Here is a 26,052-nt window from a genome sequence, read left to right on the forward strand (position 1 = left end):
AACGGGCGTCACCCGTCGCGCGAGCCGCCACGCAGTTCGACTATCCTGTTAGCAAGCCCGGCAGCCTCGGGCGCCTCAGGGAGCCGACTTGGAATCAAGCAGCCTGCCCCGGGAGGGCGGTGTTCCCACTGAAACCGCGCCGGCGCACGCTCGGCCGGCCTTTCTGCTGGACCAGCCGGCCGGCCCGCGCGAGCGCCGTCATGCGCTGATCGTCGCGCTGCTGTCGGTGGCCGTGTTCGCGGCCCTGCTGCCCTTTGCCAAGCTCAAGCTGGCGGCGGTGCCGGCCTTCATCCCCATCTACGAGTCGGCCCTGGTGCTGACCGACCTCATCACGGCCGTGCTGCTGTTCGGCCAGTACCGCATCCTGCGCTCCCAGGCCCTGCTGGTGCTGGGCTGCGGCTATCTGTTCACGGCCGCGATGGCGACGGCCCATGCGCTGAGCTTCCCGGGCCTGTTCAGCGCCAACGGCCTGCTCGGTGCGACGACGCAAACCACCGTCTGGCTCTACATGCTGTGGCATGGTTGCTTTCCGCTCTTCGTGCTCGGCTATGTCGCGCTGAAGAGCAGGCCGCAGTTCACCGTGCCGACGTTGACCTGGCCCGCACTCACGCTGCTGGCCGGCGCCGGCTGCATCGCGATGACCACGCTGGGCCATGACTGGTTGCCCGAGCTGCTGGTGGGCGGCCGCTACTCGCTGGCCTTCCAGGTCACCGTCGGCTGCGTCTGGGCCTTCAGCCTCGTCGCCCTGGCCGCGCTGTGGCGCCAGCAGCCGCGGACCGTGCTGGATCTGTGGCTGATGGTGGTCAGCCTGGCCTGGCTGTTCGACATCGCGCTGTCGGCCATGCTGAACGAAGCCCGCTTCGACCTGGGCTTCTACGCCGGCCGCATCTACGGCCTGCTGGCCAGCTCGGTCGTGCTGATGGAGCTGCTGCTGGAGAACAGCACGCTGTATGCGCGGCTGTTCCAGGCCTATGAGGCCGACCACGCCCAAAGCGAGGCGCTGGCCTTGGCGCGCGACCAGGCCGAGGCCGCCAACGCCGCCAAGAGCCTCTTCCTGGCCAGCATGAGCCACGAGATCCGCACGCCGATGAACGCCATCATCGGCCTGACCAGCCTCGTGCTGGAGACGCGCCTGGACCCGCGCCAGCGCGACTACCTCGGCAAGGTGCAGACCTCTTCCAAGGCCCTGCTGACCCTGCTCAACGACATCCTGGACTACTCCAAGGCCGAGGCCGGCAAGATCACGCTGGAGGCCGAGGAATTCAGCCCCGAGGAGCTGATCGAGAACGTCGGCCATCTGTTCTCGGCACGGCTGGATGAGGCCGGGCTGGACCTGCTGTTCGAGTTCGACGAGCGCCTGCCGCACCGCCTGGTGGGCGACAGCCTGAGGCTGACCCAGGTGCTGAACAACCTCGTCGGCAATGCCATCAAGTTCACGCCACGCGGCGAGATCGTCGTGCGGGCAGACCTTGTGGGCGAGCATGAGGGCCGCATGCGGCTGCGCATCAGCGTGCGCGACACCGGCATCGGCATGACGCCCGAGCAGGTGGATCGCCTCTTCCAGGTCTTCGGCCAGACCGATGCCTCCATCGCGCGCCGCTACGGTGGCACCGGCCTGGGCCTGGCCATCTGCAAGCGGCTGGTGGAGTTGATGGATGGCAGCTTCGAGGTCAGCAGCCTGCCCGACCAGGGCAGCACCTTCTCCTTCACCTGCGACTTCGGCAGGGCCAGACCGGGCGCCGAGCGCATCGACCTGCACCGCATCCGCGGCATGCGCACCCTGGTCGTCGACGCTCAGCCCACCGAGCGCCTCATCCTGCAACAGATGCTGCAGAGCTGGCGCTTCCAGGTCGGCGTGGCTTCATTCGGCGACGAGGCGCTGTACCGCCTGCGTCAGGCCGACCCGCAGCACCCCTACGAACTGCTGCTGCTGGACTGGAAGACGGCCGGCGCGGACTTCGTCGACATGGCCCGCCGCATCGCGGTCGAGCGCGGCGCACCGCCACCGGCCGTCATCGCGCTGAGCAGCCTGCATGCGAGCGAGCGCGTCGCCGAGGAGCTGCAGGGCCGCGCCGGTACCCAGATCCTCGTCAAACCCGTCACGCCGTCGCGGCTGTTTGACGCCCTCATGCAATTGCAGCAGGGTGAGCAACCCACCGCTGCAGCGCCAGCAAGCAGCAGCATGGCTGACCTGGCCGAGACCATGCGCCCCATCCACGGCGCGCGCGTGCTGCTGGTCGAGGACAACCCCGTCAACCAGCAGGTGGCGTGTGCCTTCCTGGCCATGGCCAAACTGGAAGTGGACGTGGCCGAGAACGGCCTGGAGGCGGTGGAGCGCCTCAAGCACGAGACCTTCGACGCCGTGCTGATGGACATGCAGATGCCCGAGATGGATGGCGCGACGGCGACGCGGCTGATCCGTGCCATGCATCAGCACGCTCGCCTGCCCATCATCGCGATGACGGCCGGCGCGATGGAGCACGACGTGCAGGACTGCCTGGCCGCGGGAATGAACGCCCACGTCAGCAAGCCCATCGACCCGCGGCAGTTGGTACGCACCCTGCTGGCCTGGGTGCCACCACCCGTCCGTGCGCAACAGGGTTAGGCCGCCAGCCGCTCGAAGTCCATCACCCAGTTGGTCTCCCAGGTCTGGCCACCATCGGCCGAGAAAGCCTGTTGCCAGCGCGGGGTGGGCGTGGCGGTATCCGTCCAGCGGTAGCGAACGCGGATGGGCTGGCCGCGCAACTCGTCGTCGCACTGGAACTCACCCACGCCATCGGCAAAGCCACCGACAACGGGCGGGTCGAGTTGCTGCGGGTTGCGGCCGTCCACCCACCAGATGGCCCACTGGCGCTTGACGGGGTCGAAGGTGCGCAACGACGCGGCGCGGTATGGGCCCGCGGGCAGCTCCAGCACGTTGTCGTCGATGTTGCCGCTGCCCTCAAGCAGGGGCCACATGCGGCAGCTTCCCTCGAAGTTTTCCCAGTCCTCGCAGCCGAGCAGGCGTTCCTTGAGGCGGCGGTGGCTGACCTTCCAGTGGCCGATGAAGAAGTCGAAGTCCTGCGGGGTCGAAGTCGTGTTCATGATGTTCAGGTGTGAAGGGCGGAACGGGCGGTGGGCGCCAGGCGCAGGGTCTGAGTGGGCTTGGCCAGCCAGGGCTGAAGTGATGCGGCGAAGTCCCGCGACAGGGCTGCCCTGGCGTCATCGAACAAAGCCAGAGAGACCAGCACGTGTTCGCCTTCGCGCACCGGCAGGCGCGGGAAGTTGTTGGGCGTGGCCTCGGTGACATACCAGGCCAGCTGTCGGGCACCAGCGGCGCGCAGCGCATCGCTGAGCGGGCCGCGGGCAAGGCCCAGCAGTTCAGGGCCGGCCGGCGCTTTCAGGTGGAAGACGGTCGCCAGCAACAACCCCGAGGGCAGCGCCGTCGCGCCGCGTTCGGCGCGGGGCATCGCCGGCTCAGGCAGCGCGGCGCCATGCCAGGCCGGGCGCAGCAGCAACACGTTGTCGGAATCGATCATGGTCGCGTTGGCCGTGTTGCGGTGCTGTGTCCAGACCGGCCCGCCATAGAAGGCAGGCAGGCTGTCGCCGCGCGCGGCCATGTCGGCGAAGCCGCGCAGCCAGACAAAGCGGTCAGGCCCGTCCAGGTCGCGGAACTGGCCCAGCACGCGGATGCCGACGGCCTCCTGCGCGGCGACGAACTCGCGGTCGAAGAGCTCGATCAGCGTGTCGCGTTTGCCCGGGTGCAGGGTGTACTGGCGCAGTTCGACGACCTGACAGTCCGGCGCGACGGGCGGTGTGGTTTCGAGAGGCAGAGGCATGGTTCAGAGTCCACGGAGTTCAAGGTCCGTGCAGTCTGCGCCGCCATACCTGTCAATGCATGACGTGTTTTACGACGTGCCGACATCGGCGCCCGAAAACCGCAGGCGCGTCATTCGGGCACCGGCAAGCTGAGGCCGCGCTTGAGCACGCCCATGGCGACCTGGGTGGTGTAGCGGCGCACGTTCGGGTTGTCGGCCAGCAGCCGCGCCATCAGCGCTTCATAGGCGGTCGTGTCGGGGGCGGTGACGACAAGCACGAAGTCGTTCTCGCCGGTCACATAGAAGGCCTGCTGCACGGCGGCCTCGGCGTCCAACCAGGCGCGCAACCGCGCCATCGGCTCAGGGCGTTCGCTGTCGACCTGCAGGGCGGCGATGAAGGTGGTCGGTCGGCCGATCTGGGCGGCATCGACGACGGCGATCTGGCGCTGGATGACGCCCTGCTCGCGCAGCCGCTTCAGCCGCCGCTGGATGGCCGAGGCCGACAGGCTGACATGCTCGGCCAGCTGCTCGGCCGTCAGCGCGGCGTCCTGCTGCACCAGGGTCAGCAACTGGCGGTCAAAGCGGTCCAGGTCCAGCTCGGGCATGTTCTGAAATTGCGGCCAAACGGCAAGGGAGCCGCGCATCTTGCCGGATTTCGCCGCGACACCCTTTCTAGGATGACAGGCGTCCCCACAGGAGTTTTTCCCGATGATCGATCACGTGTCCCTGGGCACCCGCCGCTACGCCGAGTCGGTGGCCTTCTACAGCCGCGTGCTGGCGCCGCTGGGCCTGGCGCTGCTGCGCGATACCGGCAGCGAAGCCGCCTTCGGCACGCCCGAGCGCTGGTGCTTCTTCCTCTACCCGGTGCCCGAAGACGAGCCGGTAACGGCGCGCGGTGCCCACATCGCTCTCGGCGCTCCGGACCGCATCGTCGTTGCAGCCATACATGAGGTGGCGCTGGCCTCGGCGGCTCGCGACATCTTCACGCCACGCCCCCGGCCCGACATCAGCGAGACCTACTTCGGCGCGATGTTCCATGACCTCGACGGCCATCGCATCGAGGTGCTGACGAACGCGACCTAAGGCTTGAGCTCGTCGTCGTGCTGGCCGAGGGTCGGCGCGGCGAACGGCTCCGGCCCGGGCGTCCTGCCGAAGACGATGGGCCGCGTGACGCCGCGATAGCTGCCGACGGTCGCGTGCTCGAGGTCGCCGACGATGCCCTCGGCCAGCACCTGCGGATGCTGGAACATGTCCTCGACCTGGCGGGCCGCTGCGCAAGGCACCTCGTCGCCGAACAAGGCCTCCCACTCCAGCGCCGTGCGCGTGGCCAGGGCCGCATGCAGCCTCGTCAGCAGCCCGGCGGCGTTGGCGGCGCGCTTCTTGACGGTGTCGAAGCGCTCGTCGGCGGCGAGATCATCCAGGCCAGTGATGCGGCACAGCGCCGCCCAGAAACGCGCTGTGTTGGCCGAGATGTAGATATGGCCCTCACGCGCCGGGTGGATACCGGTGACGCCGCCCGAGCGCATGTCGCGGCCGATGTCCAGCGGCTCATCGCCGGCCCAGACCAGGCGGGCCGACTGCATCGTCAACGCGCTGCGCAGCAGCGACACACCGACGTACTGGCCGCGCCCGCTGCGCTCGCGCTCGAACAGCGCCGACGCGACACCTGAAGCGACCAGGGCCGCCGCGTAGTAGTCGACCACCGAGCCGTAGAGGATCTCCGGCGGCCCGCCGCGCTTGCCCTGCAGGGCGCACATGCCGGTCAGCGTCTGCAGCACCTGGTCGTAGCCGGCCTTGTCCTTCAGCGGCCCGGTCTCGCCGTAGCCGGTCACGGCGCAGTAGATGAGGCGCGGGTTCAGCAGCTCCAGCTGCTCGTGGGCGATGCCCAGGCGCTTAGGGACCCCAGGGCGGAAGTTGTGCACCAGCACGTCGGCCTCGCGCACCAGGCGCAGCAGGGCGGCGAGGTCGGCGGGCTGCTTCAGGTCCAGCACGACGCCACGCTTGCTGCGGTTCACGCCGATGAAGGCGCGGCTCTCGGCAGCCAGCGTGGATGGGTAGTTGCGCAGGTTGTCGCCGGCCGGCGGCTCGACCTTGAGCACGTCGGCGCCCTGGTCGGCCAGCAGCGTGCAGCCATAGGGCCCGGCGATGTAGGCACTGAGGTCGAGCACGCGCACGCCGCTCAGTGGCCCCGGCGGGCCGGGTCGGGTAGAGGGAGGGAAGGCAGCGGCGTTCACGGCGGGGGGCTCGTCAGGATGGCGGCCAGTCTGGGCCAGAAGCCAGGTGCAACCAAGGGCGCTGGCGTTCGCTCAGGCATCACGGAAACTTGGTTGTCGTGGTCGCCGGCGCAGTCGACAACCAGGTCAGGCGCCAGGCGCCGTCCTCGCGGCCACCGGCGAGGAAATAGGGCTGGAAGTCCAGCGGCGCCCGGCAGCCCAGGGTCATGCGCAGCGTCGGCACGTCGGCGCCGGCCACCTCGCTGACCCAGTGTTCGAGCGGCGCCTCGGGCAGTTGCACGGTCTCCGCCGTCTTGAAGCCGTCGATCAGTGGAGTCGAGAAGACGAGGGGGCCTCGCGTCAACGCCACATAGCCCAGATCGAGCACCGTCTGGTGCACGGCGCTGCCGTCGGGCGCGCGCGACTCCTGCACGTTGCGGTTGCGGCGCTCGTGCAGTTCAGCCTTCATCGGCAGGCACAGCCTGACGGTATCGCCGGGCTGCCAGACGCGGTCGATGGCCAGATAGCCGCCCGGCGGGCCGGCAAAGCGCTCGCCGCCGACCTCCGCATGGGCACCCTCGGCCCAGGACGGGCAGCGCAGCTTCAGCGTGAAGCGAGCCGGCGCATCAGGGTCAAGGGTCAGCGCCACGTCGCTTTCGTACGGATAGCCCGTCTCGATGCGCAGGCCCACGCCGCCGACGCGCGCCGTCAGCGGGCCGTGCAGATGCACCGTCAGCTCGCCCTCGCCACCGCTGACGGCCAGCGCCGGCAGCTCCTCCAGCGCCATCGCGCCGCTGCTCTTGCAGCAGCGCCAATACGTGGTGTGCACACGCCGCCCATTGGGGAAGCTGTAGTAGCACCAGTCCTCGCCATTGGGCGCGATAGAGCCCAAGAGATCGTTGTAGGCCGCGCGCTCGATCTCCTCGGCATAGCGCGCATCACCGCTGAGCAGCAGCAGCTCGCGATTGAGCTGGACCCAGGCCAGCGTCGAGCAGGTCTCGACATAGGCCTCGGGCACAAAGCTGCCTGGCGCATTGAAGACCTCGCGCGAGCGGTGGGCCACGCCACCCCAGGGGCCGCTGCCCAGGCTCAGGTGCTTGTCGCGGATGCTGGCCCACAGCGCATGCACGGCAGCCAGCAGCTCGGGCCGGCCGGTGGCACGGTGCAGCTTGGCCAGGCCGACGAGGTTCCACAGCAGCTGGTAGGCCTTGCCGGTGCCGATGTCGGCCGCGTCGGCGCCGGCCAGCGCGCGGCTCAGCAGGGCCAGTGGCGCGTGGCGGTCGGCCTGTTCGAGGATGCGCTCGGCCAGGTCCAGGTAGCGGCGCTCGCCAGTCACGAAGTAAAGCTCGCAAGCCGGGTCCATCAGCACCGTGGCCGACATGCCGTGGTGGTTGCCAAGGTCGGTGATGTCGATCTCCGCCAGCGCGCTCGCGCAGAGGTCGCCGATGCGGCGGGCCGCTGCCAGCCAGGCCGGCTCCGCGAAATGGCGGTGCGCTTCGAGCAGCCCCAGGATCAGATAGCTGTGTGTCCAGATGTCCCAGGTGCGCAGGCTCGGTGCGCCGTCCCAGGTCGGCGGCTTGGGCGGCTGCTTGACCATGAAGCGGCGCGGCGCGGCATAGGTGCCGAGATAGCCGTCGGCTTCCTGCTGGGCGCAGAGGAAGTCGGCGACGGCGCGCACGTGAGACTCCAGCTCGGCGTCACCGCTACGGGCCGCAGCTCGGGAAGCAGCGACCAGCCATTTGCCGGCATGCTCGCCGTACCAGTCCCCCTCCAGGTTCTTGTCCGCGACGGCGCGCAGGAACAGCGCGATGGCCGGGCTATCGGGCCCGGCGATGAAGCGGTGCAGCCGGCCGCGGCGGCTGGCCTCGATGGCCTCGCCGAGCAGGCCGCCCAGTTGAACCTCAGCGCGCATCGACGACACAGCGAAAGCCCAGCATGCCGGAACGGTCCTTGCACGGCGCCATCAGCAGGTATTTGCCGTGCTGGTCCAGCCGGTAGGCCTGCGGGAAGTACCAGTGCGAGGTCTGCGGCTGGTAGCTGCTGCCGCCGCGCAGCACGGCCGCGCGGGTGTGGTTATCGGCGTACTCGTCGGTCCACTGCCAGACGTTGCCGACGAGGTCGAGCACGCCAAACGGGCTGGCACCGCGCAGGTGGGTGTCGACGTCGGCGGGCGGGGTCAGCGTGCGACCGGTGTTGGGCGGCGGCACGGCGCTCGCGTCCCAGGCCTCGCCCCAGGGATGGGCGCGGCCGTCGCCGCCTTGGGCGGCGTATTGCCACTCCCATTCATGCGGCAGGCGCTTGCCCGCCCAGGCGGCATAGGCGCGGGCGTCCTCGATGCCGACCCAGGTGACCGGCTTGTTGGCCCAGCCTGCGGGCGGCTCACCGTTCACCCAATGGCGCAGGAAGTTGTGCGCATCCGCCGGTTGATAGCGCGCGGCCAGCACGAAGGCATGGAACTGCGCGTTGGTCACCGGCGTGCGGTCCATGAAGAAGCGCGGCATGTCCATGCGACGGCGATGCTGGCGGCGCGGGCTGTCTTCCCATGGGTATTGCACGTCCAGGCCCGCCCAGGTCTGGCCCTCGACCTCGACGCCGCCGACGGCGAAGTCGAACTCACCGGCAGGGATCTCGACCATGCTCTCAGGTGCCTTTTCGACGCGCGGCGTGGGTGCAATGGCGACGAGCTGCTGCGTCAGCGGCCGCCAGGTCTTGTCGAGAGACTGCAGCGGCGTGCGCGCCAGCTCGGCCATGCGAGCCAGCAAAGACCCGTCCACCGACTCACCAGCCGCAACGGCCAGCAGCGCGCCAAAGCCCCGCGCCTCCAGCGCCACCGAGAAGACCGCCTGAGCACCGTCCACGCGCGGCTGCACCTCCGCGCCGTTCCACACATCAAAGTAGCGCGTGCCGGTCTCGTGTTCAACGGCGAGCTGCTCGCCATCGACTACATACTCGTTGCGGTTGACGATCGTCCACAGCCGCCGCCCATCGAGCGGAAAGCTGCTGGCAAACACACCCGCATGCAGCGTCGGTGCATAGGGCCGCCAGTCGCGGCTGACCAGCAGCGGTGCCAGCCCGCGGAACAGCGTCGCGATGCGCTTGAGCGTGGCGGCATCCCGGCCGGTGAAGCCGTTCCAGATGCCCCACACGTTCTCCCAGGCGTTGTAGCCCACACCGTTGAAGAAGCAGTACTGGAAGTCGTTGTTGCGGTCGCGGCTCCAGCGGTTCTCCAGGTTGATCATGTGGCGCGGTTCCAGCCACTTGAACTTGGCGACGACAGGTACGACATCCTGCGGCACCTTCTTGCCCCAGCTCTGCACATTCCAGATCAGCTGCTCCTCGCAGGAGATCGTCGACTCCGGCTGCAACACGACGTAGCGGCCACGCCGCTCGCAGGCGTCGAAGAAGGCGCGCGGCACGCCGTTATAGGTGTCGCCGTTGATGCCATCGGCACCGACCGCCTGCACGATGCCGGCGATGGCCTCCCAGTCGCTCTCGGCGTGCTCGCGGGTGCCGTGGTCCCAGGGCTTGGTGGGCAGGAAGACGCGCACACCGCGGCGGTGGAAGGCGTCCACCGCGCGCTTGAGCCCTGCCAGGCCACCCGGCAGGTCGTGGGCGAGGTCGGTCTGGTTGCGGTCGTCGATGCCGATGTTGGGGTAGACGTACCAGATCAGCACGCTGTCCAGGCCGCCGAAACGCTGCTCGAGGTCGTCCAGGTAGCGGTCCACCGTGTACTCGCCGGTGGCCGCGTCGAAGAAGAAGCGGTCCTCGACCATCATCTGCGCGTGCACGAAATTGCGCTGCGCCCATTGCAGCTCGGGGCGGCGGTAGTTGGCGTCGTCATAGCCGATGCGCACCAGGTGCTCGCGCCGCCAGTCGCGCAGGTCGCGCAGCCAGTCGTCGGCGGTGCCGTTGACGTCCATCTGCCAGTGGCCGATCTCGGCGAACGGCCAGCCCGGTGCCTTGCCCGGCGTGGGCAGGTAGCGCTGTGTCGTGACGTGGGAGAACTTGTACTCGGCCATGGATTTATCGGGACTGCAGAAAGGACTCGACCTCGGCACGCGCGGGGATGCTGCTCTGCGCGCCTGGCCGCGTGCAGGCCAGGGCCGCAGCGGCGCAGGCCAAGCGCAGCGCCTCGGGCCAGCGGGCGCCATTCGCCAGCTCGGCCACCAGGGCGCCGCAGAAAGTGTCACCGGCCGCGGTCGTGTCGACAACCTCGACGGCAAAGCCGGGTTGCTCGAACCAGGCCGCGCCGCAGCGTGCCCGCACGCCGCGTGCGCCCAGCGTGACGACGACGCAGGGCACGTCCAGCGAGGCGATGGCCGCGTCGACGTCGTGCTGGATGCCGCTGATGGCGGCCAGCTCGCCTTCGTTGACGACGAGCAGGTCCAGCGCACCCAGCAGCGCGCGCGGCAGGGGTTGGGCAGGCGCGCCGTTCAGCGTCACGTTGAGCCCGGCGGCATGGGCGACGCGCGCGCAGGCCGTGACGGTGGCCAGTGGCGTCTCCAGTTGCAGCAGCAGGTGGCTGTAGTGGCTCAGCGGCGGCAGGTGTTCGGGCGCCAGGCCGGCATTGGCGCCGGGCGCGACGGTGATGGCGTTCTCGGCGTCGTCGGACACGCAGATGAAGGCGTTGCCCGTGGCCAGGCCCTCGGGGCGGACGATGTGGGGCGTCACGCCAGCGGCGCGCAGCGAAGCTTCGAGCTCTGCGGCGTAGGCGTCCTGGCCGAGAGCGACGAGCATGTCCGTCGCCACGCCACCGGCGCGTGCACAGGCCACGGCCTGGTTGGCGCCCTTGCCGCCGGGGAAGGTCTGGAAGCCGCGGCCCAGCACGGTTTCGCCGGGCACCGGGATGCGCGGCGCGCGCACGACGAAATCGAGATTGGCCGAGCCGGCGACCAGGATGACGGGAGGCTTCATCGCTCGAGGGCCTGGTAGACGAGGTTGTGGAAAGCGGCCGCCGGCCGCGGCGGGTCGGTGGCGACGCCGCGCGGCACATGCTGCATCAGCAGGAGGGCAACGAGGCGCTCGCGCGGGTCGACGGTGAAATACGTTGACGCCGCACCCGGCCAGCCGAAGGAGCCCTCGGAACCCAGCCGGCCGCGGCGGGCGACGTCCAGCACCATGGACACGCCCAGGCCAAAGCCCTCGCCGGGGCCGAGGTCGTTGCCGACGTCCAGGTGGCCGACCTGGTTCATGCGCATCAGCGCCACGGTCCTGGGCGACAGCAGCTGGCGGCCGCGCCACCAGCCCTCGTCGAGCAGCATCTGGGCGAAGCGCAGATAGTCATTCGCCGTTGAATAGAGGCCGCCAGCACCGCCGTCGTAGTCGCGCAGCGCCACGCCCGGCGCGTCGGCCGAGCGGGCCTTGGCGAGCACGAGGCGGCCGTCGTCGGTGACGCTCGTGATGTCGGCGACGCGGTAGCGCTGCGCGGCGGGCACCGTGAAGCCGGTATCGCCCATGCCCAGGAGTTCGAACAGGCGTTCACGCAGGAATTGCGCAAAGGGCCGACCCGACACGACTTCGACAACGCGGCAGAGCACATCGGTGTTGATGCCGTCGTAGCGGAAGCGACTGCCGGGCTCGACGGCCAGCGGCACGGCGGCGACGCGGCGCGCGAACGTCGCCAGGTCGGCCGCAGCCTGCGGGTCGATCTCCGCGCCCGCGGTGTCCAAGCCCGAGGTGTGCGTCAGCAGTTGGCGCAGCGTGACCGGCCGGCGTGGCTTGGCACCGTCACGCAGGTGCTGGCCGACGAACTCGGGCAGGTGGCGCTCGACGGGGTCGTCCAGCGTCAGTGCGCCCTCCTCCATCAGCATCAGCACGGCCACCGACGCGATCGGCTTGGTCATGGAGTAGATGCGGAAGATCGCATCCAGTGGCATGGCCTCGTGGCGCCCCAGGTCGCGGTGGCCGTGGGCCCGGTGGTGCAGCACGCAGCCATCGCGCGCCAGCAGCACGACGGCGCCAAGGTGGCCGGGGCCGCGCGGTCCGGCACGCGTGTCGGCGTCCAAAAAGGCATCCAGCCGCCGCAGGCGTTCGACCGAGAAGCCGGCCGAGGCCGGCGTGCAGTTTGGCAAGCCCAGCTCGGCCCGCGCCGGCCATGCGGCAGCAGCAGCGCCGGCGAGCATCAGGCGGCGGGTGGGGCCGGATCGGACGTGCAGGGTCAGAAGGTCACCGTGTGCGTCACGGACACCACACGGCCGCGGCCGGAGGTGTAGTTGCGAAATCCCACCACCTGCGACCAGCTCAGCACATAGAACTTGTTGGTCAGGTTCTCGATGCCCAGCGAGCTCTTGCCGCCGCGGCCCCAGTCCCAGTTGGCGCTGAAGTCGAACAGCGTGTAGCCCTTGGTGTGCTCCTCGGCGCTGGTGCCGACATTGAGGTCGCGCGAGCTCAGCTTGGTCGCGCCCAGCGTCACGTCGGCCTGGGACAGGAAGCGCCAGGTGGCCGAAGCGCCGAGCTTGTCGGGGTTGATGTCGAGCACGCCCATCTGCTTGGTCAGCGGGCCGCCGCTGGTGAACCAGGTCTTGCCGGAGGTGTGCGAATACAGCGCCGTGAACTTCAGGTCACGGGTGGCGCGCAGCTCGCCGGTCAGCTCGTAGCCGCTGATGTTGACGGGTTGGCGGGCTAGCAGGAAGTCATTGGTGACGGGGTCGATGGACAGCGACTGGCCGAAGTCCGACTTGCTCTTGTAGTACGAGCCGCCAAAGGAGCCCATGGCGCCGCGCCAGTTGAAGCCGACCTCGTTGTTCTTCACGATGACGGCCTGCAGGTCCAGGATGCCCGCGACGGACTGGCCGGGGTAGTTGATGTTGCGCAGCGGGATGCCGACATTGGGCAGTGTGAAGCCCTTGCCGCTGGAGACGAAGGCCGACCAGCCGCCGCCGATCTTCCAGACCGCGCCGATATTGGGCAGGTTGGCCTTGTAGTTCAGCGTGCCGCCCTTGACGTCCACGCGGTTGCGGAAATAGGTGGTCTTGTAGTCGGCCACCTCCAGCTCGCCGTCCTCGCGGCGAAAGCCACCGGAGATCGTCAGCGGCCCGATGTCATAGGAAGCCTGGAACCACGGCGCGACGCTGCTGTAGTTCATCGGCGGCACCCACAGGCGATCGGTCAGCGCCAGCCACTGCCTGGCGGTATCGTGCGTCAGGTCGACGCCCCCGCGCACCTCCAGTCCTTCGACGCCGAAGACATCGCCATGGCTGTAGGCATTGCGCAGGCCGTATTTGCGTGTGCGCACCTCGGACTGGTCCACCAGCGTGCCCAGCGGCGCGATCAGCGGGTCCTGGCGGTCGGCGCCGTTCTCGGCCGGGTAGCGCATCTTCTGGTCGGCGTAGTAGGCGTCCAGCGACAGCGAGCCGCCCCACAGGTCGTTGTGCTTGTAGGAAAGCGTGCTCTGCGAGAAGTCGTTGATCTCGCTGAGGGTGCCGAACAGGCCCGGCCGCTCGGAGGTGTTGGTGGAGCCCGCCGTGCGGTCGCCGTCGACGAGGTGGTAGTTGCCCTTGCCCTCGATCTTGAACTTGGACAGCGAGGCCTGGATGCGCTGCTCGCGATTGGCGCCGAAATTGAAGCCAGCCTTGGCGTAGACATTGTTGGCCGTGGAGTCGGCGACCGAGCCGCTGGTGTTCAAGCCGATGCGGCGGCCGTGGCCGTCGTAGGTCATGCCGCGGTCGATGCGCGAAACGGCGCCGATGAAGTCCCAGTCCTCGGCCTTGAAGGCGTAGTTGGCGCCGAGCTTCCAGCCGGCACTGTCGTCCTCGAAGGCCGTCGTGTAGCGCGCCGTCAGCGTGACCTCGCTGCCCATCTTGGTGGGCGACTTGGACAGGTAGTTGATGATGCCGCCTGCCGCGCCGATGCCTTCGGACGCCGACGGGCCGTTGATGACCTCGATGCGGCCGACCAGGCCCATGTCGGTGAAGCTGGCGTTGCGCGTGCCCTCGCGCAGCGGCGAGCCCTGGGGCACGCCATCGAACAGGCGCAGCGCGATGCGGCCGCGCAGGTTCTCGCCGGTGTTGCTCATGGCCTGAGATGACTCCGCATAGCCCGGCACCGTGCGCGACAGCACGGCCGTCATGTCGTCGGTCATGTTCAGCGTGTGGCCGATCTCTTCCTTGGTGATCAGCGTGACGGCCCCCGGGATCTTGTCGACGGCCTTGGGCACGCGCGTGCCGGTGACGATGACGCGCTGGAGCTCGCTGCCGTCCGCATTGGTGTCGGCATCGGCGGCGGCCTGCTGGGCCTGTGCGCCAGCCGCAGCCAGCGCGGCAACAGCGGCCAACGCGATGGCGTGGCGGGAAGAAGTCGGGGTGTGGCCCTGGCCGGCCGGTGCTTGTCTCGTCATCTTTGTGCTTTCCATCGATCTGTGGGCGCGCTTGCAGCTCATGACGCCGCTGGGCGTGGCGTGGCGGGCGCTGTGGCCGCAGTCTCAGCCAGGGCGTGACAAGCTCACACCCTTGCCGCCTATGTTCAAGCCCAAGAATTTGTTGTGTGCCGATGCGGCCGGCTCAGGCCAGGCCGGACACCGCACGCGCTTCGCGCAGAAAGGCCGTGACAAGGCGGTGCCGCACCGTCGCGCGTGACCACACGACGCCAATGCGGCGCGGCTCGCTGGGCAGGGGCAGCGGCAGGCAGACGACATCCAGCCCTTCCGGCCAGGGGCGCAGCCAGTCCGGCACCAGCGACACACCCAGGCCCCGGTCCACCATGACGGCGATGGCGTTGAGTGCATTCAGCTCGAAGCGCTCCTGCGGCACGATGCCGGCGCGCTGCAGGTATTGGTCGGCGACGCGGCCGCCCCATTGCGTGCGGTCGTAGCGCACCAGCGGCTCGCTCGCCAGCAGCTCGTGCGGGTCGCGGCCGGCCCATTTGCGGGGCGCGAGCACGACGAGCTCCTCCTCGCGCAGCAGCTCCCAGCCGCAGGTCTTGGGCAGCGGGAAGGGCGCCTCCAGCACGACAGCGGCGTCCAGGTCGCCCGCCTCGACGGCGCGGTAGAGCTCGGGCGAATAGCCTGGCCGGATGAAGACCTTCAGCCTGGGATGCAGTTCGACCAGGCGGGCCAGGATGTCGGGCACCAGGCCGGTCAGCGCATTGGTGCCGGCACCCAGGCGCAACTCGCCGGCCGGCGTCTCATCGGTGGCGATGGTGCTCAGGTCGGCCACGCCGCGCAGCAGTTCGCGCGTGCGCTCGAGGATGCGCGAACCCGGCTCGGTGACGTGCACCGAGCGGCCGGCGCGGGCGATCAGCGGCGCGCCGATCTCGCGCTCCAGCGTGCGGATCTGCTGGGCCACCGCCGCTGGCGTGATGTTGAGCACGCGCGCGGCGGCGGCCATCGAGCCGTGGTCGACGACGGCCACGAAGGTGTGCAGGAACTGGGTCTCCAACGTGCGTGTCCTGATGCAGCTCTGGGCGGCTGCCTGTGGCTGGGAGGTTACTCCACGGCGTCCTGCCGGTAGATCGTCAGCCCGCGCAGCGAGCGCGTCGGCACCGGGAAGAACAGGCTGGCCAGGTAGCCGACGACGATGCACAGCATGATGGACATGCCGAGATACAGGTAGGGGTGCAGCAGCTTGAAATACCAGGCCACCGTCGTCAGCAGGATGGCCGCAGCGACGCCGATGGCCACGCCGGGCGAATTGGCGCGGCGCGTGAACATGCCCAGCGTGTAGGCGCCCGCGAAGCCACCACCGAGCAGGCCGGCCAGCTCGATGGAGACGTCGAACAGCGAGTGGATGTCGTAGCGCGACAGCAGCAGCGCGAAGGCGATGCCCAGCAGGCCCGCGGCCACCGTCATCCACTCCGCGAAGCGCACGCTGCGGGCCGGGTCGGGGTTCTTCACGAGCTTCTCGTAGAAGTCCACCGAAGCCAGCGTCGACACGCTGTTGATGATGCTGGATAGCGTCGCCATCGCCGCGGCAAAGATGCCGGCAATGATCAGCCCGGTCAGGCCCGTGGGCAGCTCAGCCGCGATGAAGAGGGGGAAGGTCGCGTCGATGCTGAGCAGCGGGTTCATGCGCTCGGGGTGGGCCTTGTAGAAGACAAACAGCGCCGTGCCGATGGTGTAGAAGACGATGCCGCCGGGGATCATGATGGCCGCGAAGGCCCAGATCGAGCGGCCGGCCTCCTTGGCGTTGGCGGTGGACAGCGTGCGCTGCATCAGCACCTGGTCCTTGGGAAAGGTCAGCACCACATCGAACAGCACCAGGAAGAGGAAGCCCCAGACCGTGGCCTTGCTGAGGTCGAAGCTGAAGTCGAAGACGCGGGTCTTGCTCTCGGCCGCGGCCGTGCGCATGAACTCGGCCATACCGCCGTCCAGCGACCAGACGATGAAGGCGATGGCGAACAGCGCGCCGCCCATCTTGACGACGAGCTGCACGACGTCGGTCCACACCACCGCCTTCATGCCGCCCAGCGCCGTGTAGCAGATGGTGAACAGGCCCATCATCAGGATGCTCCACGTCACCGGGACGCCGGTGATGGTGGCGATGGCCAGCGACGGCAGGTAGAGGATGACGCTCATGCGGCTGCCGAGCTGGGTCAGCATGAACAGCCCGCTGGCCAGCATGCGGATGGCGGGGTGAAAGCGCGTCTCCAGGTAGGAGAACACGCTCATCAGGTCCAAGCGCCGCAACAGCGGCACGATCCACACGGCGACGAACATCAGGCCGAGCACGGCGATGAGGTTGTTCGTCATGTACTGCCAGTTGGTCTCGAAGGCCTTGGCGGGGATGGCGATGTAGCTGATGGAGCTCGTGTTGGCCGCGTACAGGCTGACGCCCGCGGCCCAGAACGGGATCTTGCGGCCACCGACGAAGAACTCGGTCGTCGACTGGCGTTTCTCGCGCAGATAGAAGTACAGGCCCATGCCGAGCATGGCGGTGAGGTAGACGACGATGACGGCCCAGTCCAGCGGCTTGAGCAGCAGCTTGCCGGACTCGACCTCCAGCGTCGCTGCCTTGCCAGCGCCGTCCAGCCACAGCCAGCCGTCCTGCCAGGGCAGGGCCTGGGCCACGCCACTCAAGGCGCTGTCCGGCAGCTCGGCCCAGGACTGGGTGATGGTCTGCCAGCTCATCAGCCGCGGCGCGCCGCCGGCCAGGGGCTGAATGACGAAGAGGCTGTGCGCCTGGCCGGTTGCGCGCACCCAGGGGCCAGCCAGGCGGCCGGGCAGCATCCCGCGCGCCTCCCAGCCGGCCTCAAGCGTCCAGCGCCACAGGCTGTCGGGCGCCGTGGGCGTGGCGCCCTCCTCCACGACGAAGACGGCGCGCGTCTGCGCGAACATGGCGCGCGCTGGGTTGGCGCCAGGCCGGGCGGCATGGATCTGCCAGCGCGCATCGGCGGCTTGCAGGGGCAGTTGCAGCAGCACCGGGCGACCCTGGCCGTCCAGGCCGGTCAGCCACAGCTCGTCGGCCGTCAGCGCCGTGCGGGCTGCGCGCAGGGGAGTTGGCAGGGCCGGCAAGGCTTGCGGCACCAGGCGCTGCTGCTGCAGCGTCAGCCGGGCCACGCCGGTGGTCTGGCCTGCTGTGCCCAGCAGCAGCACGGACTGGCCTGCCGCCGTCGCCGCGCCCAGTACCGGTTGCGTCCAGGCCTGCGGCCTCCAGCGTGCCGCGTCCACGTCCAGCAGCCAGGCGCCATCACCGCTGAAGGCGACCGCGCGGCCATCGACGGCGGCCAGCACCTGGGCGGTCGCAGGCAAGGCTGGCAGCGCCGAGCGGCGCAGGTTGACGAGGCTGTCGGCGCGCGCCGCGCCGGCCAGCAGGGCGAGCAGCAGCAACACGAAGAACGGCCGGCCCCAGGCCAGGAATCGGTCGGTCAAGGGGTCACTCCGCGGGAAGCTTGCAGCAGATGGCGCGCACGCTGGACAAAAGGAGCATCGATCATGCGGCCATCCAGCACGACGACGCCACGACCCTCGGCCGCGGCCTGACCGGCCGCGGCGACGACGCGCTCGGCCCAGGCCAGCTCATCGGGGCTGGCACCGAAGACCTCGTTGGCCAGCGCGACCTGGCGCGGATGGACGCAGCTCTTGCCGGCAAAGCCCAGGCGCCGCGCCATCTGAGCCTCGGCGCGAAAGCCGTCGAGGTCGGCGATGTCCGGGTAGGCGCCGTCATAGGCCGGCACGCCGGCAGCGGCCGCCCCCATGCGCAGCGCGTGCAGCGTTGCATGCACATTGGCGCCGTCGTGACGGGCGATGCCCAGGGGCTCGTAGAGGTCGGCCAGGCCGAGTTGCAGGCCGGTGACGCATGGATGGGCGGCGCCGATGTCGGCGGCACGCGCCAGAGCGGTGGCGCTTTCGATGTTGACGAGCAGGCCGACCGGCGTGGCGCGGTTCGCGGCAGCCTCCAGGTCGCCGAGCAGCTTGGCGGCGTGCAGCACGTCGGCGGCCGACTCGGCCTTGGGCAGGTTGATCCAGTCCAGGCCCGGCTGCATCAGCGCCCGCAGGTCGTCCTCGAACCAGGGCGTGCCCGGCGCATTGACGCGCACGATGACGAGGGGCCGGTGCCGCAGGGCCGCCGCGCGCGCCAGGGCCCCGGCAACGTCGGCGCGCGCCCGCTGCTTGGCCTCAGGCAGGACGGCATCTTCCAGGTCGAAGGACAGTGCATCGGCCGCGCCACTCAAGGCCTTGTCGAACAGCTCCGGGCGCGCACCGGGCACGAAGAGCTTGCTGCGAAAGCCGCGCGAGGAGGCGGCGGAAGGTGGGCTGAACATGGCCGGCAGTGTGGGCTAACAGACCCCAAACCAAACCTGCTGTCCGGCATCTTCAAACGATAGTTTTGCTTGCGCCCGGCGGCGGCGCAGCGGCGGCGAGCTGGGCCGCCAGCCACTGCTCGAAATGCGACGGCGGCGCCTCGGCGGGCGCCAGCAGCCAATAGCTGTCGGGGCCTTGAACCAGCGTGGCAAAGGGCGCGAGCAGCTCGCCGCGCTCGCACAGATCGCCGAACAGCACCGGCGACAGCAGCGCAACGCCCAGCCCCTGCACGGCGGCCCGCGCCTCCAGCTCGTAGTTCGGAAAGCGCGTCGCGACAAAGTTCGGTCGCGCGCCAGGCCGGCCTGCCGCCTGGAACCAGGCGGGCCAGCGCGGGTCGGGGATCAGTGGCAGGCCGAGCAGGTCGTCCACCGTCCAGCTCTTGTTCTGCCCTGCCAGCCGCGGGCTGAGCATGGGCGTGCCTTGCTCGGGCAGCAGCTGGGTGGCGCGATAGCCGGGCCAGGGCCCGCTGCCGCTGCGGACGGCGACATCGAAGCTGCCGGCCGGTGACAAGCCCTGGCCGGCGTCCAGCTCGATCGCGTCTGCTCCGGCCAGCACCTGGTAGCTGGCCAGGCGCGGCACCAGCCAGCAGGCAGCGAAGGTGGGCGCGCAAGTCACGCGCAGCGGCGGCCGCGCGCGGCGGCAGGCGTCGACAGCCGTGCGCATCAGCGCCAGCGCCTGTTCCACACCGGCCGCCAGCGCCGCGGCGCGCGCCGTCACGATGAGCCTGGGGCCGTGGCGGCCGAAGAGCTTGACACCCAGCTGAACTTCGAGCGCGCGCATGCGCTGGCTGACCGCGGTCGGCGTGATCGCCAGCTCGTCGGCCGCGCGCGAGAAATTGCCATGTCGCACGCAGGCCGCAAGCACGCGCAGCGACTCAAGCGGCAGCGCGGGCGAGTTCATGGCCATTTGAAGAGCGGCTTCACATCAAGCGCAGGATTCATCGTTTTGAGCGGCACCGGAGAGATTCCTAGACTGGGTTTCCAACCAGCAAGAGACCGCCACATGCCCACATCATCGACTCAAAACCTCGCCGCCTTTGCGATGCTCACCGCGCTGGCATGCACTCCTGCAGCCGCTGCCGACCCGCCCGGCTACACGCTGGCGCGCCAGGGCGACATGCACGACTTCGACTTCCTCGGCGGCGCCTGGACCACGGTGCAGCGCCGCCTGAAGGCGCGCAACACCGGCAGCCGCGACTGGGAGGAGTTCCCGGCCAACCTGTGCCTGACGCACTATCTGGACGGCATCGCCAACGTCGACGAGCTCCACATGCCCACGCTGGGCCGCCGTGGCCTGACGCTGCGGGCCTTTGACACGCAAAAGCGCCAGTGGTCCATCTACTGGGTCAGCAGCCCGTCGGGTCGGCTCGATCCCATCCCCGTCGTCGGCGGCTTTCAGGGCGGCCGCGGTGAGTTCTATGGCGAAGACAAGGACGGCGACAAACCGGTCAAGGTGCGCTTCATCTGGGAGAACCTGGACCGCGACCACGCCCGCTGGGCGCAGGCCTTCTCCTACGACGGCAAGACCTGGGAGACCAACTGGACCGCCGAGTTCACGCGCGCAGATCCGGCCCGGCTCTGCGACCAGGGACGGCCGCGGCGGTCCTGAATTCCCCGGAAGACAAGCCCGCGGTCCGACACAGTCGACCACTCATCAGCAGGCCCAGGGCTTCGGGGCTGCTGAGCGTCAGATGCATCAAGGCGACTCGGTATCAGCCCAACACATTGCCTGCCTTGAGCTCGCGCAAACGCTCACGCAGTCGTCGCAATGCAGCGTGGTGGATCTGCGAGATGCGGCCTTTGGTCAGCGCGAGACCCTGTGCAATTTCGTCGAAGGGCTGCTGTTGGAAGTAGTGTCTGAAGATCACTCGCCGTTCCGCCTCGGGTAGCTGCTCGACAAGTTCGGCCAGTTGCCGGCTCAGTTGAGCAAACTCAATACGTGCATACGCGTTATCGGGCTCACCCGGCTCACCCGCTTGCTCGTACTCGCCCTCAAGTGCAAAACCCAGAGCCAACCCGATCGCTAGGTCGCCCAGCCGCTCAAGCGCGGATCTATCTTCCTCGGCATCTTCTTGGCGCAAAGACTCCGCTCGCTCTCGCGCCTGGTCGTGGCGGGCGGCAAACTGCCGCTGGAATTCGCTGTAGCTGGGCAGGCCATTGAGGATGGCCCCCTCGATTCGATAGGTGGCAAACGTCTCGAAGCGCACGCCACGTGCGGGCGTGTAGCGATCAATCGCCTCAAGCAGGCCCACGACACCCAGTTGCACGAGGTCTGCGAACTCCAATTCGTTGCCCAGCCTGCGCGCATAGACGCGCGCGGCCAGGCGCCGGACGAGGGGCGTGTAGGCATCCACCAGCCTGGCTCGCTCCGCAGGAGACTGGCGGCTGGCCCAGCTCGCAGCGTGCTCAGTGGATGGTGCCGAGGAGGGAACGGGTGACGATGTTCCAGCCATCGATCAGCACAAACAGCAGCAGCTTGAGGGGCACCGATACGGTGGTCGGAGGCACCATCATCATGCCCAGTGCCATCAGCACGCTCGCGACGATGAGGTCGATGAGCAGGAAGGGCAGGAAGATGATGAAGCCGATTTGAAAGGCCATGCGCAACTCGGACAGCATGAAGGCCGGGATGAGGTGCAGCATGCTGACATCGGCCAGGCTCTGGGGCCGTTCGGCTTTGGCCAGTTCGATCATCAGGCCAAGATCCTGCTCGCGGGTCTGCCTGACCATGAACTCCTTCAGCGGTTCGATGCCGCGCTCGGCGGCGACCGCCATCTTGGCCTTGCCGGCAAGATAGGGCTGCACCGCCTCGTCGTTGAGCCGCTGCAGCACCGGCTGCATGGAGAACAGCGTCAGGAACAGCGCCAGGGTGATGATGACGACGTTCGGCGGCGACTCCATCAACCCGATGGCATGGCGCAGCATGGACAGCACGACGACGATGCGCACGAAGCAGGTCATGCAAATCAGCGCAGCAGGAATGAAGCTGAGTGCCGTGAGCCCCAGGAAGATGCGCAGGGCCGAGGCCATCTCCGGAGACTGTGCCCCTTGTTCGGCCAGGTTCCAAGGCGAAGGTGGTGTACCCGCAGCCCATGCCACGCCGGCAGTGAGCAGCAGGCTCGCCGCGAACAAACGATGCAACTTCATGCCTGCTTTACCTCGTCCTCTGGGTCGTCGCGCAGGCATTGCGTCCCTGCAGGACCGACGCTGAGCAACAGGCGCCTCCCGGCATAGCGCGTGACGACGAGCTGGGTCTGCCCGCTCAGGCTCCGGCTCTCCAGCACATCAATCAACGTCGACCGACCTCGCGGCCATGCCTTCGACACCAGGCTGCGGCGACGCAGGCCCCAGATGATCACCACGAGCGCAACGAGGCAGAGCATGGTCGCCAGACCCCATTGGGAGCCGCTTGGAAGCCCTGTGTCCTCGGCTACCCGGAAGGGAATGGCCGCGCTGGCTGAAGTGCCCGGAGGGTTCATGACTGGGATTCGTGGGGTGCGACCTGCACGATGCGGATGCCGAACTGCTCGCCCACGGCGACCAGCTCGCCCCGGGCGATCACGTTGCCGCCCAGCATCACGTCAAAGGGCGCATTGAGGGCTCGGTCGAGCGTCAGCACCGCGCCCTCCCGCAGAGAAAGAATCTCGCCCACCTTGCTGCTGGCATGACCAGCAACCACGGTCAGCTGGGCCTTGACGCCTGCCAGGGCGGCAAGGCGCTGGCTGGGAGCGGCGGATTGGGAGCCGGGCTGCTCTGCAAGCGCGGGAAGTTCAACGGATTGGATCGTCATGGCAGTAGGAACCAGATCAGGAAGCCAGCCAGCGCAAGGCACGCTGGGGCGGGTTGGCGATCGTGCCGAGATGGCCGGACAGTTCAAGCGAGCTGCCGAGCGCCAGGACACGAAGCGGCGCATCAAGCGACTCTTTCAGCAGCAGGACATCACCGGGCGCGAGCTGCATCAACTCCTCGACGTTGATGTCTGCTTTGCCCAGCTCGGCCATCAGGGGCACAGGCGTATCGGCGAGAGCTTGTTCGAGGTTCACTTTGGGCAATGCCTCAGGCGCCGGCGACTTCAGCCTCCCGGACGCTCGCAACTGCGCGCATGTCATTACAAATCCACAGCGTTGGCCGAGCATGTCAACCGCGATGCGAATGCCTTGGTCACCCAAGGGCCCATGCTCCTCTGCGGCCGCCGGCTTTACCCCAAATACCTCACGGACCTGAAGCTGCAATGAGGCGATCACACGCTGGACGACTACGCCGACCAGCGGCGATCCATGGGCGTCGAAGCTGAAGAGTGCCTGAGCCAGGGACTGCTTCCACGCCGGAGGCAGCTCGCCCAACAGATCGACAAAGTCGAGCGCATCCGTGGCGCCAGCGGCAACCGGCCGGCATTGCACCGGCCCCGGCGCAGGAACGTTCCACCTGACCGCCCAGCTCGACAGCAGGCCGTCCACCTCCTTGGCGATCTCTTGGCAGATCGCCTCAGGCAGCCAGGAGAGGCGACGAACAGTGCTCAACGGTGACCCTTCATGTCGAAGAGATCCTGCAGCAGCTCGTTGGCCGTCGAGACGATCCGGGAAGACGCCTGATAGCCGCGCTGGGCAACGATGAGGTCCGAGAACTCGGTCGCGAGGTCGACGTTGGAGCCTTCGATCTGGTTGGAGCCGATGCTGCCGAAGCCGGCCTGATTCGCCTGCCCGACATGCACGCCCTGCCGGGAGTCGTAGGTGAAGTCGCTGCCGCCTTGGGGCTTGAGCTCCGCGTTGGCATCGAACCTGGCCAGCGCGACCTTGGAGCCTTTCGCAGTCTGGCCGTTCGAGTAGGTCAGGCTCATCGTGCCGTCGGCCTCGAAAGCGATCTGGCTGAGCGTGCCTACGGCATAGCCGTCACTGCTGCCAATGGCCAAGGTCGACGAGGAGCCGGTATCGAAGCTGGTGACGTTGCCCGAAAAATCGAGGGTGACGCTCGTCCCGGCCACGCCCGGGGGCGTATAGGTGAAGCTCAGCGTGTTTGCAATGGGCGACGGAATGCCGCTGACGAACTGAATCTCTCCGCTTGCCACATCGGTGGTCCCGTCCGTGACCTTGACCACCCAGGTACCGGCCGCCCCGGCCTTGGGCGTGAAGTTGACCTTGAGCGTGTGCTCGCCGCCGACGGCGTCCACGAGCTTGAGGCTGGACAGGTTGAACTCCGTGGCGCTGCTCGAGAGATTGCCGGTCATCTTCACCGCCGTCGTCGCCTTCGGCGCGTAGATGCGCAGGCCGTCCAGCGTGATGGGCGCCTGGGCGCTTGCGGTCGTCAGGCCGATCACTTGCCTGTTCGTTCCGCGTGTGACGAGCACGCCGTCGCGATCGAATTCAAACTGACCGGCACGCGTGTAGACCGCCTCGCCAGAGTCCTTCTCACGGGTAACGAAGAACCCCTCACCGTTCACGTTCAGATCCAGCGGGTTGCCCGTCTGACGGAGCTCACCACTCTGAAAGTTCACGACGGTGTGGCTGAGCGCCACGCCACCGCCGAACTGGGTCGCGCCATCGGTGGCCTGCCCCGAGCCGTCGCCAGGACTGGCGTAATAGCGGCTAGCGAACAGCGAGTCGCTGGCCTTGAACCCAGGTGTGTTGAGGTTCGCGATGTTGTTGCTGATGACCTTGAGGTCTGCAGAGAAGGTCTGCAATCCGCTGGTGCCGATGAAGATGGAGTCGAGCATGGTGATTCCTTTGGATTCGTCTAACGGACGGCCGTGACGCTGGCCAGGTTGATGTCGGCGACAAGGCCACCGCTGCTGGTTTTGACGGTGAGGCGCGGCGCTCCTGAGGTGAACGACAGCGCGGTGACGGTTCCGGATGTGGCGCCGGTTTCCGTCGTCACATCCACGGTTTTTCCAAGCAGGCCCACCGACTGCATCGATGCCTGTGCTGTCAGCAACGAGCCAAGCTTGTCGTTCATCTCCTGCGTTTGCTGCAGCGATGTGAACTGCGCCAACTGGGTCACGAACTCCTGGTTATCCATGGGCTTGAGCGGATCCTGGTTGCCCAGCTGGGCGACAAGGATCTTTAGAAAGTCCTGGATGCCGATCTGAGTGACTGCGTTTGCAGCGGCGGTACTAGTTGCCATGGGGAGTGGTTTGAATGTTGGAAGTCTGTTGTGGGGCCGGCTCAGCGGACGAGCTGCCATCGCTTGCCATGCCGTCTTCCACTGCAGCGTCGCCATGCCTGCGTTGGTGTCCGTTGACAACAACCTGCACACGCGCATAACCGGCCTGCATCAGCGCCCTGGCAAGCTCCTGCGCCGCCACCTGCGATTCGAGGGAGTTCAGTTGGGCATCTCTCATGGACGCAAGGACTTGCTGCTCGTTCAATTCGCGCAGCATCAGGTGCTGCGACGCGGGCTCGCTCTCCGGATTGGTGGCCGAAAAGCGAGGCCGCGCCCGGGCCAAAGCTTGCGCATCACCTTCGTCGATGGGAGATGGCAAGGCCGACGGGCCTTTGCTGAGCAAAGCAAGAGGCGCCGACCGAGCGTCGGTTGACATACCCGTCGCCAATGCCGGGGCTTCTTCCGCGGTAGCGCTGCCGGCCAGGGTTTGCGTACCCCAGTTGCGACCGGGAGACATGATGGCCGCGCCGGCCATGACGTTGATCTCCAAGGCGCTCATGTCGGAGCCAACGCCCGCGTCAAACTGCACGAGCGATGGCATGGAATCGATCGCCGTCGGCGCCGCGATCTTGGCGTCTGCCACCTTCCCATCCCCCGTGCGGGCACCCTGGCCCGGCGCGCCAGACAGCGCACCGGTGATGGCTGCTGCGGTCTCAAGCGCGGTGCTGCGCGAGCCGTCAAAGACGCCAGGCCGTCCAAGAGCGTGGACCGATCTCGGTGATTCCATCGCGACGGGTCGTGACGGGGGACCATCTGCGAAACCGGGATCATCGGTTCGGGCATCGGCGCCCTGCGAAATGCGTGCTGCATCTTTCGCCATCCTGGCGGGGGCTGCGTAATCTGCATGGGCGCCGCCGCCCTTCGCTTCAACGTGAGTGCCGGCCTTTGCTTCAACGTGGGTGCCGGCCTGACGCGAAGCAGGGCGAGAAGCCAAGCCAGAGACGCTAGCGGCGGCGCTGGAGCTGGTGGCACTGGAATCCGCCTCTGCGTTCGAGGCCTCCATCTGGAACCCGGCTTGGGGCTGAAGCTGCTGCGCCTGTCCCCAGGTGTCCAACCATTGGCGTTCGAGGTCCTGCAGCAGCCGCCTTTGCATGACCGCGCTGTCGTCGAGCCGATCTTTCGGCGGGGCATTGCCATGTATCTGAGTCATT

Annotated in this window: 24 protein-coding genes; 3 read left to right on the plus strand and 21 right to left on the minus strand. The window is 68.2% G+C overall.

Features of this window, described 5'->3' with window-relative positions; translation table 11 throughout:
- The first annotated feature begins 88 nt into the window (after nt 1-88).
- On the plus strand, nt 89-2,605 hold the full coding sequence (locus AC1DW0_RS26595) for a hybrid sensor histidine kinase/response regulator (protein ID WP_477949007.1): 2,517 nt from the start codon (nt 89-91) through the stop codon (nt 2,603-2,605).
- Here the strand turns inward: AC1DW0_RS26595 and AC1DW0_RS26600 are convergent.
- From AC1DW0_RS26600 to AC1DW0_RS26610, 3 genes are all read right to left on the minus strand, one after another.
- Nucleotides 2,602-3,084, minus strand: coding sequence for a DUF1579 domain-containing protein (locus AC1DW0_RS26600; protein ID WP_477949009.1), 483 nt, complete (start codon nt 3,082-3,084; stop codon nt 2,602-2,604). The two genes, AC1DW0_RS26595 and AC1DW0_RS26600, sit on opposite strands and share 4 nt — an antisense overlap.
- 5 nt (nt 3,085-3,089) lie before the next feature.
- Nucleotides 3,090-3,818, minus strand: coding sequence for an NIPSNAP family protein (locus tag AC1DW0_RS26605; protein ID WP_477949011.1), 729 nt, complete (start codon nt 3,816-3,818; stop codon nt 3,090-3,092).
- 110 nt (nt 3,819-3,928) lie between these two features.
- Nucleotides 3,929-4,402: an Lrp/AsnC family transcriptional regulator gene (locus AC1DW0_RS26610; RefSeq protein ID WP_477949013.1), complete on the minus strand. Its 474-nt coding sequence runs from the start codon at nt 4,400-4,402 to the stop codon at nt 3,929-3,931.
- Between the two features lie 103 nt (nt 4,403-4,505).
- Between AC1DW0_RS26610 and AC1DW0_RS26615 the strand changes: the two genes are divergently transcribed.
- Nucleotides 4,506-4,880: a VOC family protein gene (locus AC1DW0_RS26615; protein ID WP_056194037.1), complete on the plus strand. Its 375-nt coding sequence runs from the start codon at nt 4,506-4,508 to the stop codon at nt 4,878-4,880.
- Here the strand turns inward: AC1DW0_RS26615 and AC1DW0_RS26620 are convergent.
- The 10 genes from AC1DW0_RS26620 to AC1DW0_RS26665 form a co-directional block, all read right to left on the minus strand.
- Nucleotides 4,877-6,031, minus strand: a complete 1,155-nt coding sequence (locus AC1DW0_RS26620; RefSeq protein WP_477949015.1) for a CaiB/BaiF CoA transferase family protein — start codon at nt 6,029-6,031, stop codon at nt 4,877-4,879. The two genes, AC1DW0_RS26615 and AC1DW0_RS26620, sit on opposite strands and share 4 nt — an antisense overlap.
- Before the next feature lie 79 nt (nt 6,032-6,110).
- Nucleotides 6,111-7,922: a glycoside hydrolase family 127 protein gene (locus AC1DW0_RS26625; protein WP_477949017.1), complete on the minus strand. Its 1,812-nt coding sequence runs from the start codon at nt 7,920-7,922 to the stop codon at nt 6,111-6,113.
- Complete coding sequence (locus AC1DW0_RS26630) at nt 7,912-10,029, minus strand: formylglycine-generating enzyme family protein (protein WP_477949019.1); 2,118 nt, start codon at nt 10,027-10,029, stop codon at nt 7,912-7,914. Before AC1DW0_RS26630 ends, AC1DW0_RS26625 begins: the two co-directional genes overlap by 11 nt.
- 4 nt (nt 10,030-10,033) lie before the next feature.
- Nucleotides 10,034-10,924: a ribokinase gene (locus tag AC1DW0_RS26635; RefSeq protein WP_477949020.1), complete on the minus strand. Its 891-nt coding sequence runs from the start codon at nt 10,922-10,924 to the stop codon at nt 10,034-10,036.
- Nucleotides 10,921-12,132 carry a serine hydrolase domain-containing protein gene (locus AC1DW0_RS26640; protein WP_477949022.1) on the minus strand — a complete coding sequence of 404 codons (1,212 nt, stop codon included), beginning with the start codon at nt 12,130-12,132 and terminating at the stop codon, nt 10,921-10,923. Before AC1DW0_RS26640 ends, AC1DW0_RS26635 begins: the two co-directional genes overlap by 4 nt.
- A 35-nt stretch (nt 12,133-12,167) precedes the next feature.
- Nucleotides 12,168-14,345: a TonB-dependent receptor gene (locus tag AC1DW0_RS26645; RefSeq protein ID WP_477949024.1), complete on the minus strand. Its 2,178-nt coding sequence runs from the start codon at nt 14,343-14,345 to the stop codon at nt 12,168-12,170.
- 163 nt (nt 14,346-14,508) lie between these two features.
- Nucleotides 14,509-15,384, minus strand: a complete 876-nt coding sequence (locus AC1DW0_RS26650) for a LysR family transcriptional regulator (RefSeq protein WP_056194060.1) — start codon at nt 15,382-15,384, stop codon at nt 14,509-14,511.
- A gap of 47 nt (nt 15,385-15,431) precedes the next feature.
- Nucleotides 15,432-17,813 (minus strand): sodium:solute symporter family protein, encoded by a 2,382-nt coding sequence (locus AC1DW0_RS26655; protein ID WP_477949027.1) that lies wholly within the window; start codon nt 17,811-17,813, stop codon nt 15,432-15,434.
- Nucleotides 17,810-18,706 carry an HpcH/HpaI aldolase/citrate lyase family protein gene (locus AC1DW0_RS26660; protein WP_477949029.1) on the minus strand — a complete coding sequence of 299 codons (897 nt, stop codon included), beginning with the start codon at nt 18,704-18,706 and terminating at the stop codon, nt 17,810-17,812. The genes AC1DW0_RS26655 and AC1DW0_RS26660 overlap by 4 nt, the downstream gene beginning before the upstream one ends.
- Nucleotides 18,707-18,758: 52 nt before the next feature.
- On the minus strand, nt 18,759-19,646 hold the full coding sequence (locus tag AC1DW0_RS26665; protein WP_477949031.1) for a LysR substrate-binding domain-containing protein: 888 nt from the start codon (nt 19,644-19,646) through the stop codon (nt 18,759-18,761).
- 102 nt (nt 19,647-19,748) lie between these two features.
- On the opposite strand from AC1DW0_RS26665, the gene AC1DW0_RS26670 reads away from it, so the two are divergent.
- Nucleotides 19,749-20,354: a hypothetical protein gene (locus AC1DW0_RS26670; protein ID WP_477949033.1), complete on the plus strand. Its 606-nt coding sequence runs from the start codon at nt 19,749-19,751 to the stop codon at nt 20,352-20,354.
- A gap of 103 nt (nt 20,355-20,457) precedes the next feature.
- On the opposite strand, the gene AC1DW0_RS26675 is transcribed toward AC1DW0_RS26670, so the two are convergent.
- The 8 genes from AC1DW0_RS26675 to AC1DW0_RS26710 are packed head-to-tail and all read right to left on the minus strand — an operon-like array spanning nt 20,458 to nt 26,051.
- Complete coding sequence (locus AC1DW0_RS26675; protein ID WP_477949035.1) at nt 20,458-21,198, minus strand: sigma-70 family RNA polymerase sigma factor; 741 nt, start codon at nt 21,196-21,198, stop codon at nt 20,458-20,460.
- Nucleotides 21,152-21,892, minus strand: coding sequence for a flagellar type III secretion system pore protein FliP (gene fliP, locus AC1DW0_RS26680; protein ID WP_457323214.1), 741 nt, complete (start codon nt 21,890-21,892; stop codon nt 21,152-21,154). Before fliP ends, AC1DW0_RS26675 begins: the two co-directional genes overlap by 47 nt.
- Nucleotides 21,889-22,224 carry a flagellar biosynthetic protein FliO gene (locus AC1DW0_RS26685; RefSeq protein WP_457391258.1) on the minus strand — a complete coding sequence of 112 codons (336 nt, stop codon included), beginning with the start codon at nt 22,222-22,224 and terminating at the stop codon, nt 21,889-21,891. The genes fliP and AC1DW0_RS26685 overlap by 4 nt, the downstream gene beginning before the upstream one ends.
- A complete protein-coding gene (locus tag AC1DW0_RS26690; RefSeq protein WP_477949037.1) occupies nt 22,221-22,535 on the minus strand; it encodes a FliM/FliN family flagellar motor switch protein in 315 nt (104 codons plus the stop codon). The genes AC1DW0_RS26685 and AC1DW0_RS26690 overlap by 4 nt, the downstream gene beginning before the upstream one ends.
- A 16-nt stretch (nt 22,536-22,551) precedes the next feature.
- Nucleotides 22,552-23,265, minus strand: a complete 714-nt coding sequence (locus tag AC1DW0_RS26695) for a FliM/FliN family flagellar motor switch protein (RefSeq protein WP_477949039.1) — start codon at nt 23,263-23,265, stop codon at nt 22,552-22,554.
- Nucleotides 23,262-24,455, minus strand: a complete 1,194-nt coding sequence (gene flgF / locus AC1DW0_RS26700; protein ID WP_477949041.1) for a flagellar basal-body rod protein FlgF — start codon at nt 24,453-24,455, stop codon at nt 23,262-23,264. Before flgF ends, AC1DW0_RS26695 begins: the two co-directional genes overlap by 4 nt.
- 20 nt (nt 24,456-24,475) lie before the next feature.
- A complete protein-coding gene (locus tag AC1DW0_RS26705) occupies nt 24,476-24,862 on the minus strand; it encodes a flagellar hook assembly protein FlgD (RefSeq protein ID WP_457323209.1) in 387 nt (128 codons plus the stop codon).
- Nucleotides 24,852-26,051 carry a hypothetical protein gene (locus AC1DW0_RS26710; RefSeq protein WP_477949043.1) on the minus strand — a complete coding sequence of 400 codons (1,200 nt, stop codon included), beginning with the start codon at nt 26,049-26,051 and terminating at the stop codon, nt 24,852-24,854. Before AC1DW0_RS26710 ends, AC1DW0_RS26705 begins: the two co-directional genes overlap by 11 nt.
- Between the last annotated feature and the right edge of the window lies 1 nt (nt 26,052).

It is taken from the genome of Roseateles sp. P4_D2, from assembly GCF_056401875.1.

Coding starts and splice junctions, on each gene's coding strand:
- AC1DW0_RS26640 (WP_477949022.1), bottom strand. CDS start 12,132: ATGCTCGCCGGCGCTGCTGCTGCCGCATGGCCGGCGCGGGCCGAGCTG.
- AC1DW0_RS26625 (WP_477949017.1), bottom strand. CDS start 7,922: ATGCGCGCTGAGGTTCAACTGGGCGGCCTGCTCGGCGAGGCCATCGAG.
- AC1DW0_RS26690 (WP_477949037.1), bottom strand. CDS start 22,535: ATGACGATCCAATCCGTTGAACTTCCCGCGCTTGCAGAGCAGCCCGGC.
- AC1DW0_RS26600 (WP_477949009.1), bottom strand. CDS start 3,084: ATGAACACGACTTCGACCCCGCAGGACTTCGACTTCTTCATCGGCCAC.
- AC1DW0_RS26710 (WP_477949043.1), bottom strand. CDS start 26,051: ATGACTCAGATACATGGCAATGCCCCGCCGAAAGATCGGCTCGACGAC.
- AC1DW0_RS26670 (WP_477949033.1), top strand. CDS start 19,749: ATGCCCACATCATCGACTCAAAACCTCGCCGCCTTTGCGATGCTCACC.
- AC1DW0_RS26635 (WP_477949020.1), bottom strand. CDS start 10,924: ATGAAGCCTCCCGTCATCCTGGTCGCCGGCTCGGCCAATCTCGATTTC.
- flgF (WP_477949041.1), bottom strand. CDS start 24,455: ATGCTCGACTCCATCTTCATCGGCACCAGCGGATTGCAGACCTTCTCT.
- AC1DW0_RS26630 (WP_477949019.1), bottom strand. CDS start 10,029: ATGGCCGAGTACAAGTTCTCCCACGTCACGACACAGCGCTACCTGCCC.
- AC1DW0_RS26660 (WP_477949029.1), bottom strand. CDS start 18,706: ATGTTCAGCCCACCTTCCGCCGCCTCCTCGCGCGGCTTTCGCAGCAAG.
- AC1DW0_RS26605 (WP_477949011.1), bottom strand. CDS start 3,818: ATGCCTCTGCCTCTCGAAACCACACCGCCCGTCGCGCCGGACTGTCAG.
- AC1DW0_RS26705 (WP_457323209.1), bottom strand. CDS start 24,862: ATGGCAACTAGTACCGCCGCTGCAAACGCAGTCACTCAGATCGGCATC.
- AC1DW0_RS26610 (WP_477949013.1), bottom strand. CDS start 4,402: ATGCCCGAGCTGGACCTGGACCGCTTTGACCGCCAGTTGCTGACCCTG.
- AC1DW0_RS26675 (WP_477949035.1), bottom strand. CDS start 21,198: ATGGCTGGAACATCGTCACCCGTTCCCTCCTCGGCACCATCCACTGAG.
- AC1DW0_RS26615 (WP_056194037.1), top strand. CDS start 4,506: ATGATCGATCACGTGTCCCTGGGCACCCGCCGCTACGCCGAGTCGGTG.
- AC1DW0_RS26665 (WP_477949031.1), bottom strand. CDS start 19,646: ATGAACTCGCCCGCGCTGCCGCTTGAGTCGCTGCGCGTGCTTGCGGCC.
- AC1DW0_RS26685 (WP_457391258.1), bottom strand. CDS start 22,224: ATGAACCCTCCGGGCACTTCAGCCAGCGCGGCCATTCCCTTCCGGGTA.
- AC1DW0_RS26645 (WP_477949024.1), bottom strand. CDS start 14,345: ATGACGAGACAAGCACCGGCCGGCCAGGGCCACACCCCGACTTCTTCC.
- fliP (WP_457323214.1), bottom strand. CDS start 21,892: ATGAAGTTGCATCGTTTGTTCGCGGCGAGCCTGCTGCTCACTGCCGGC.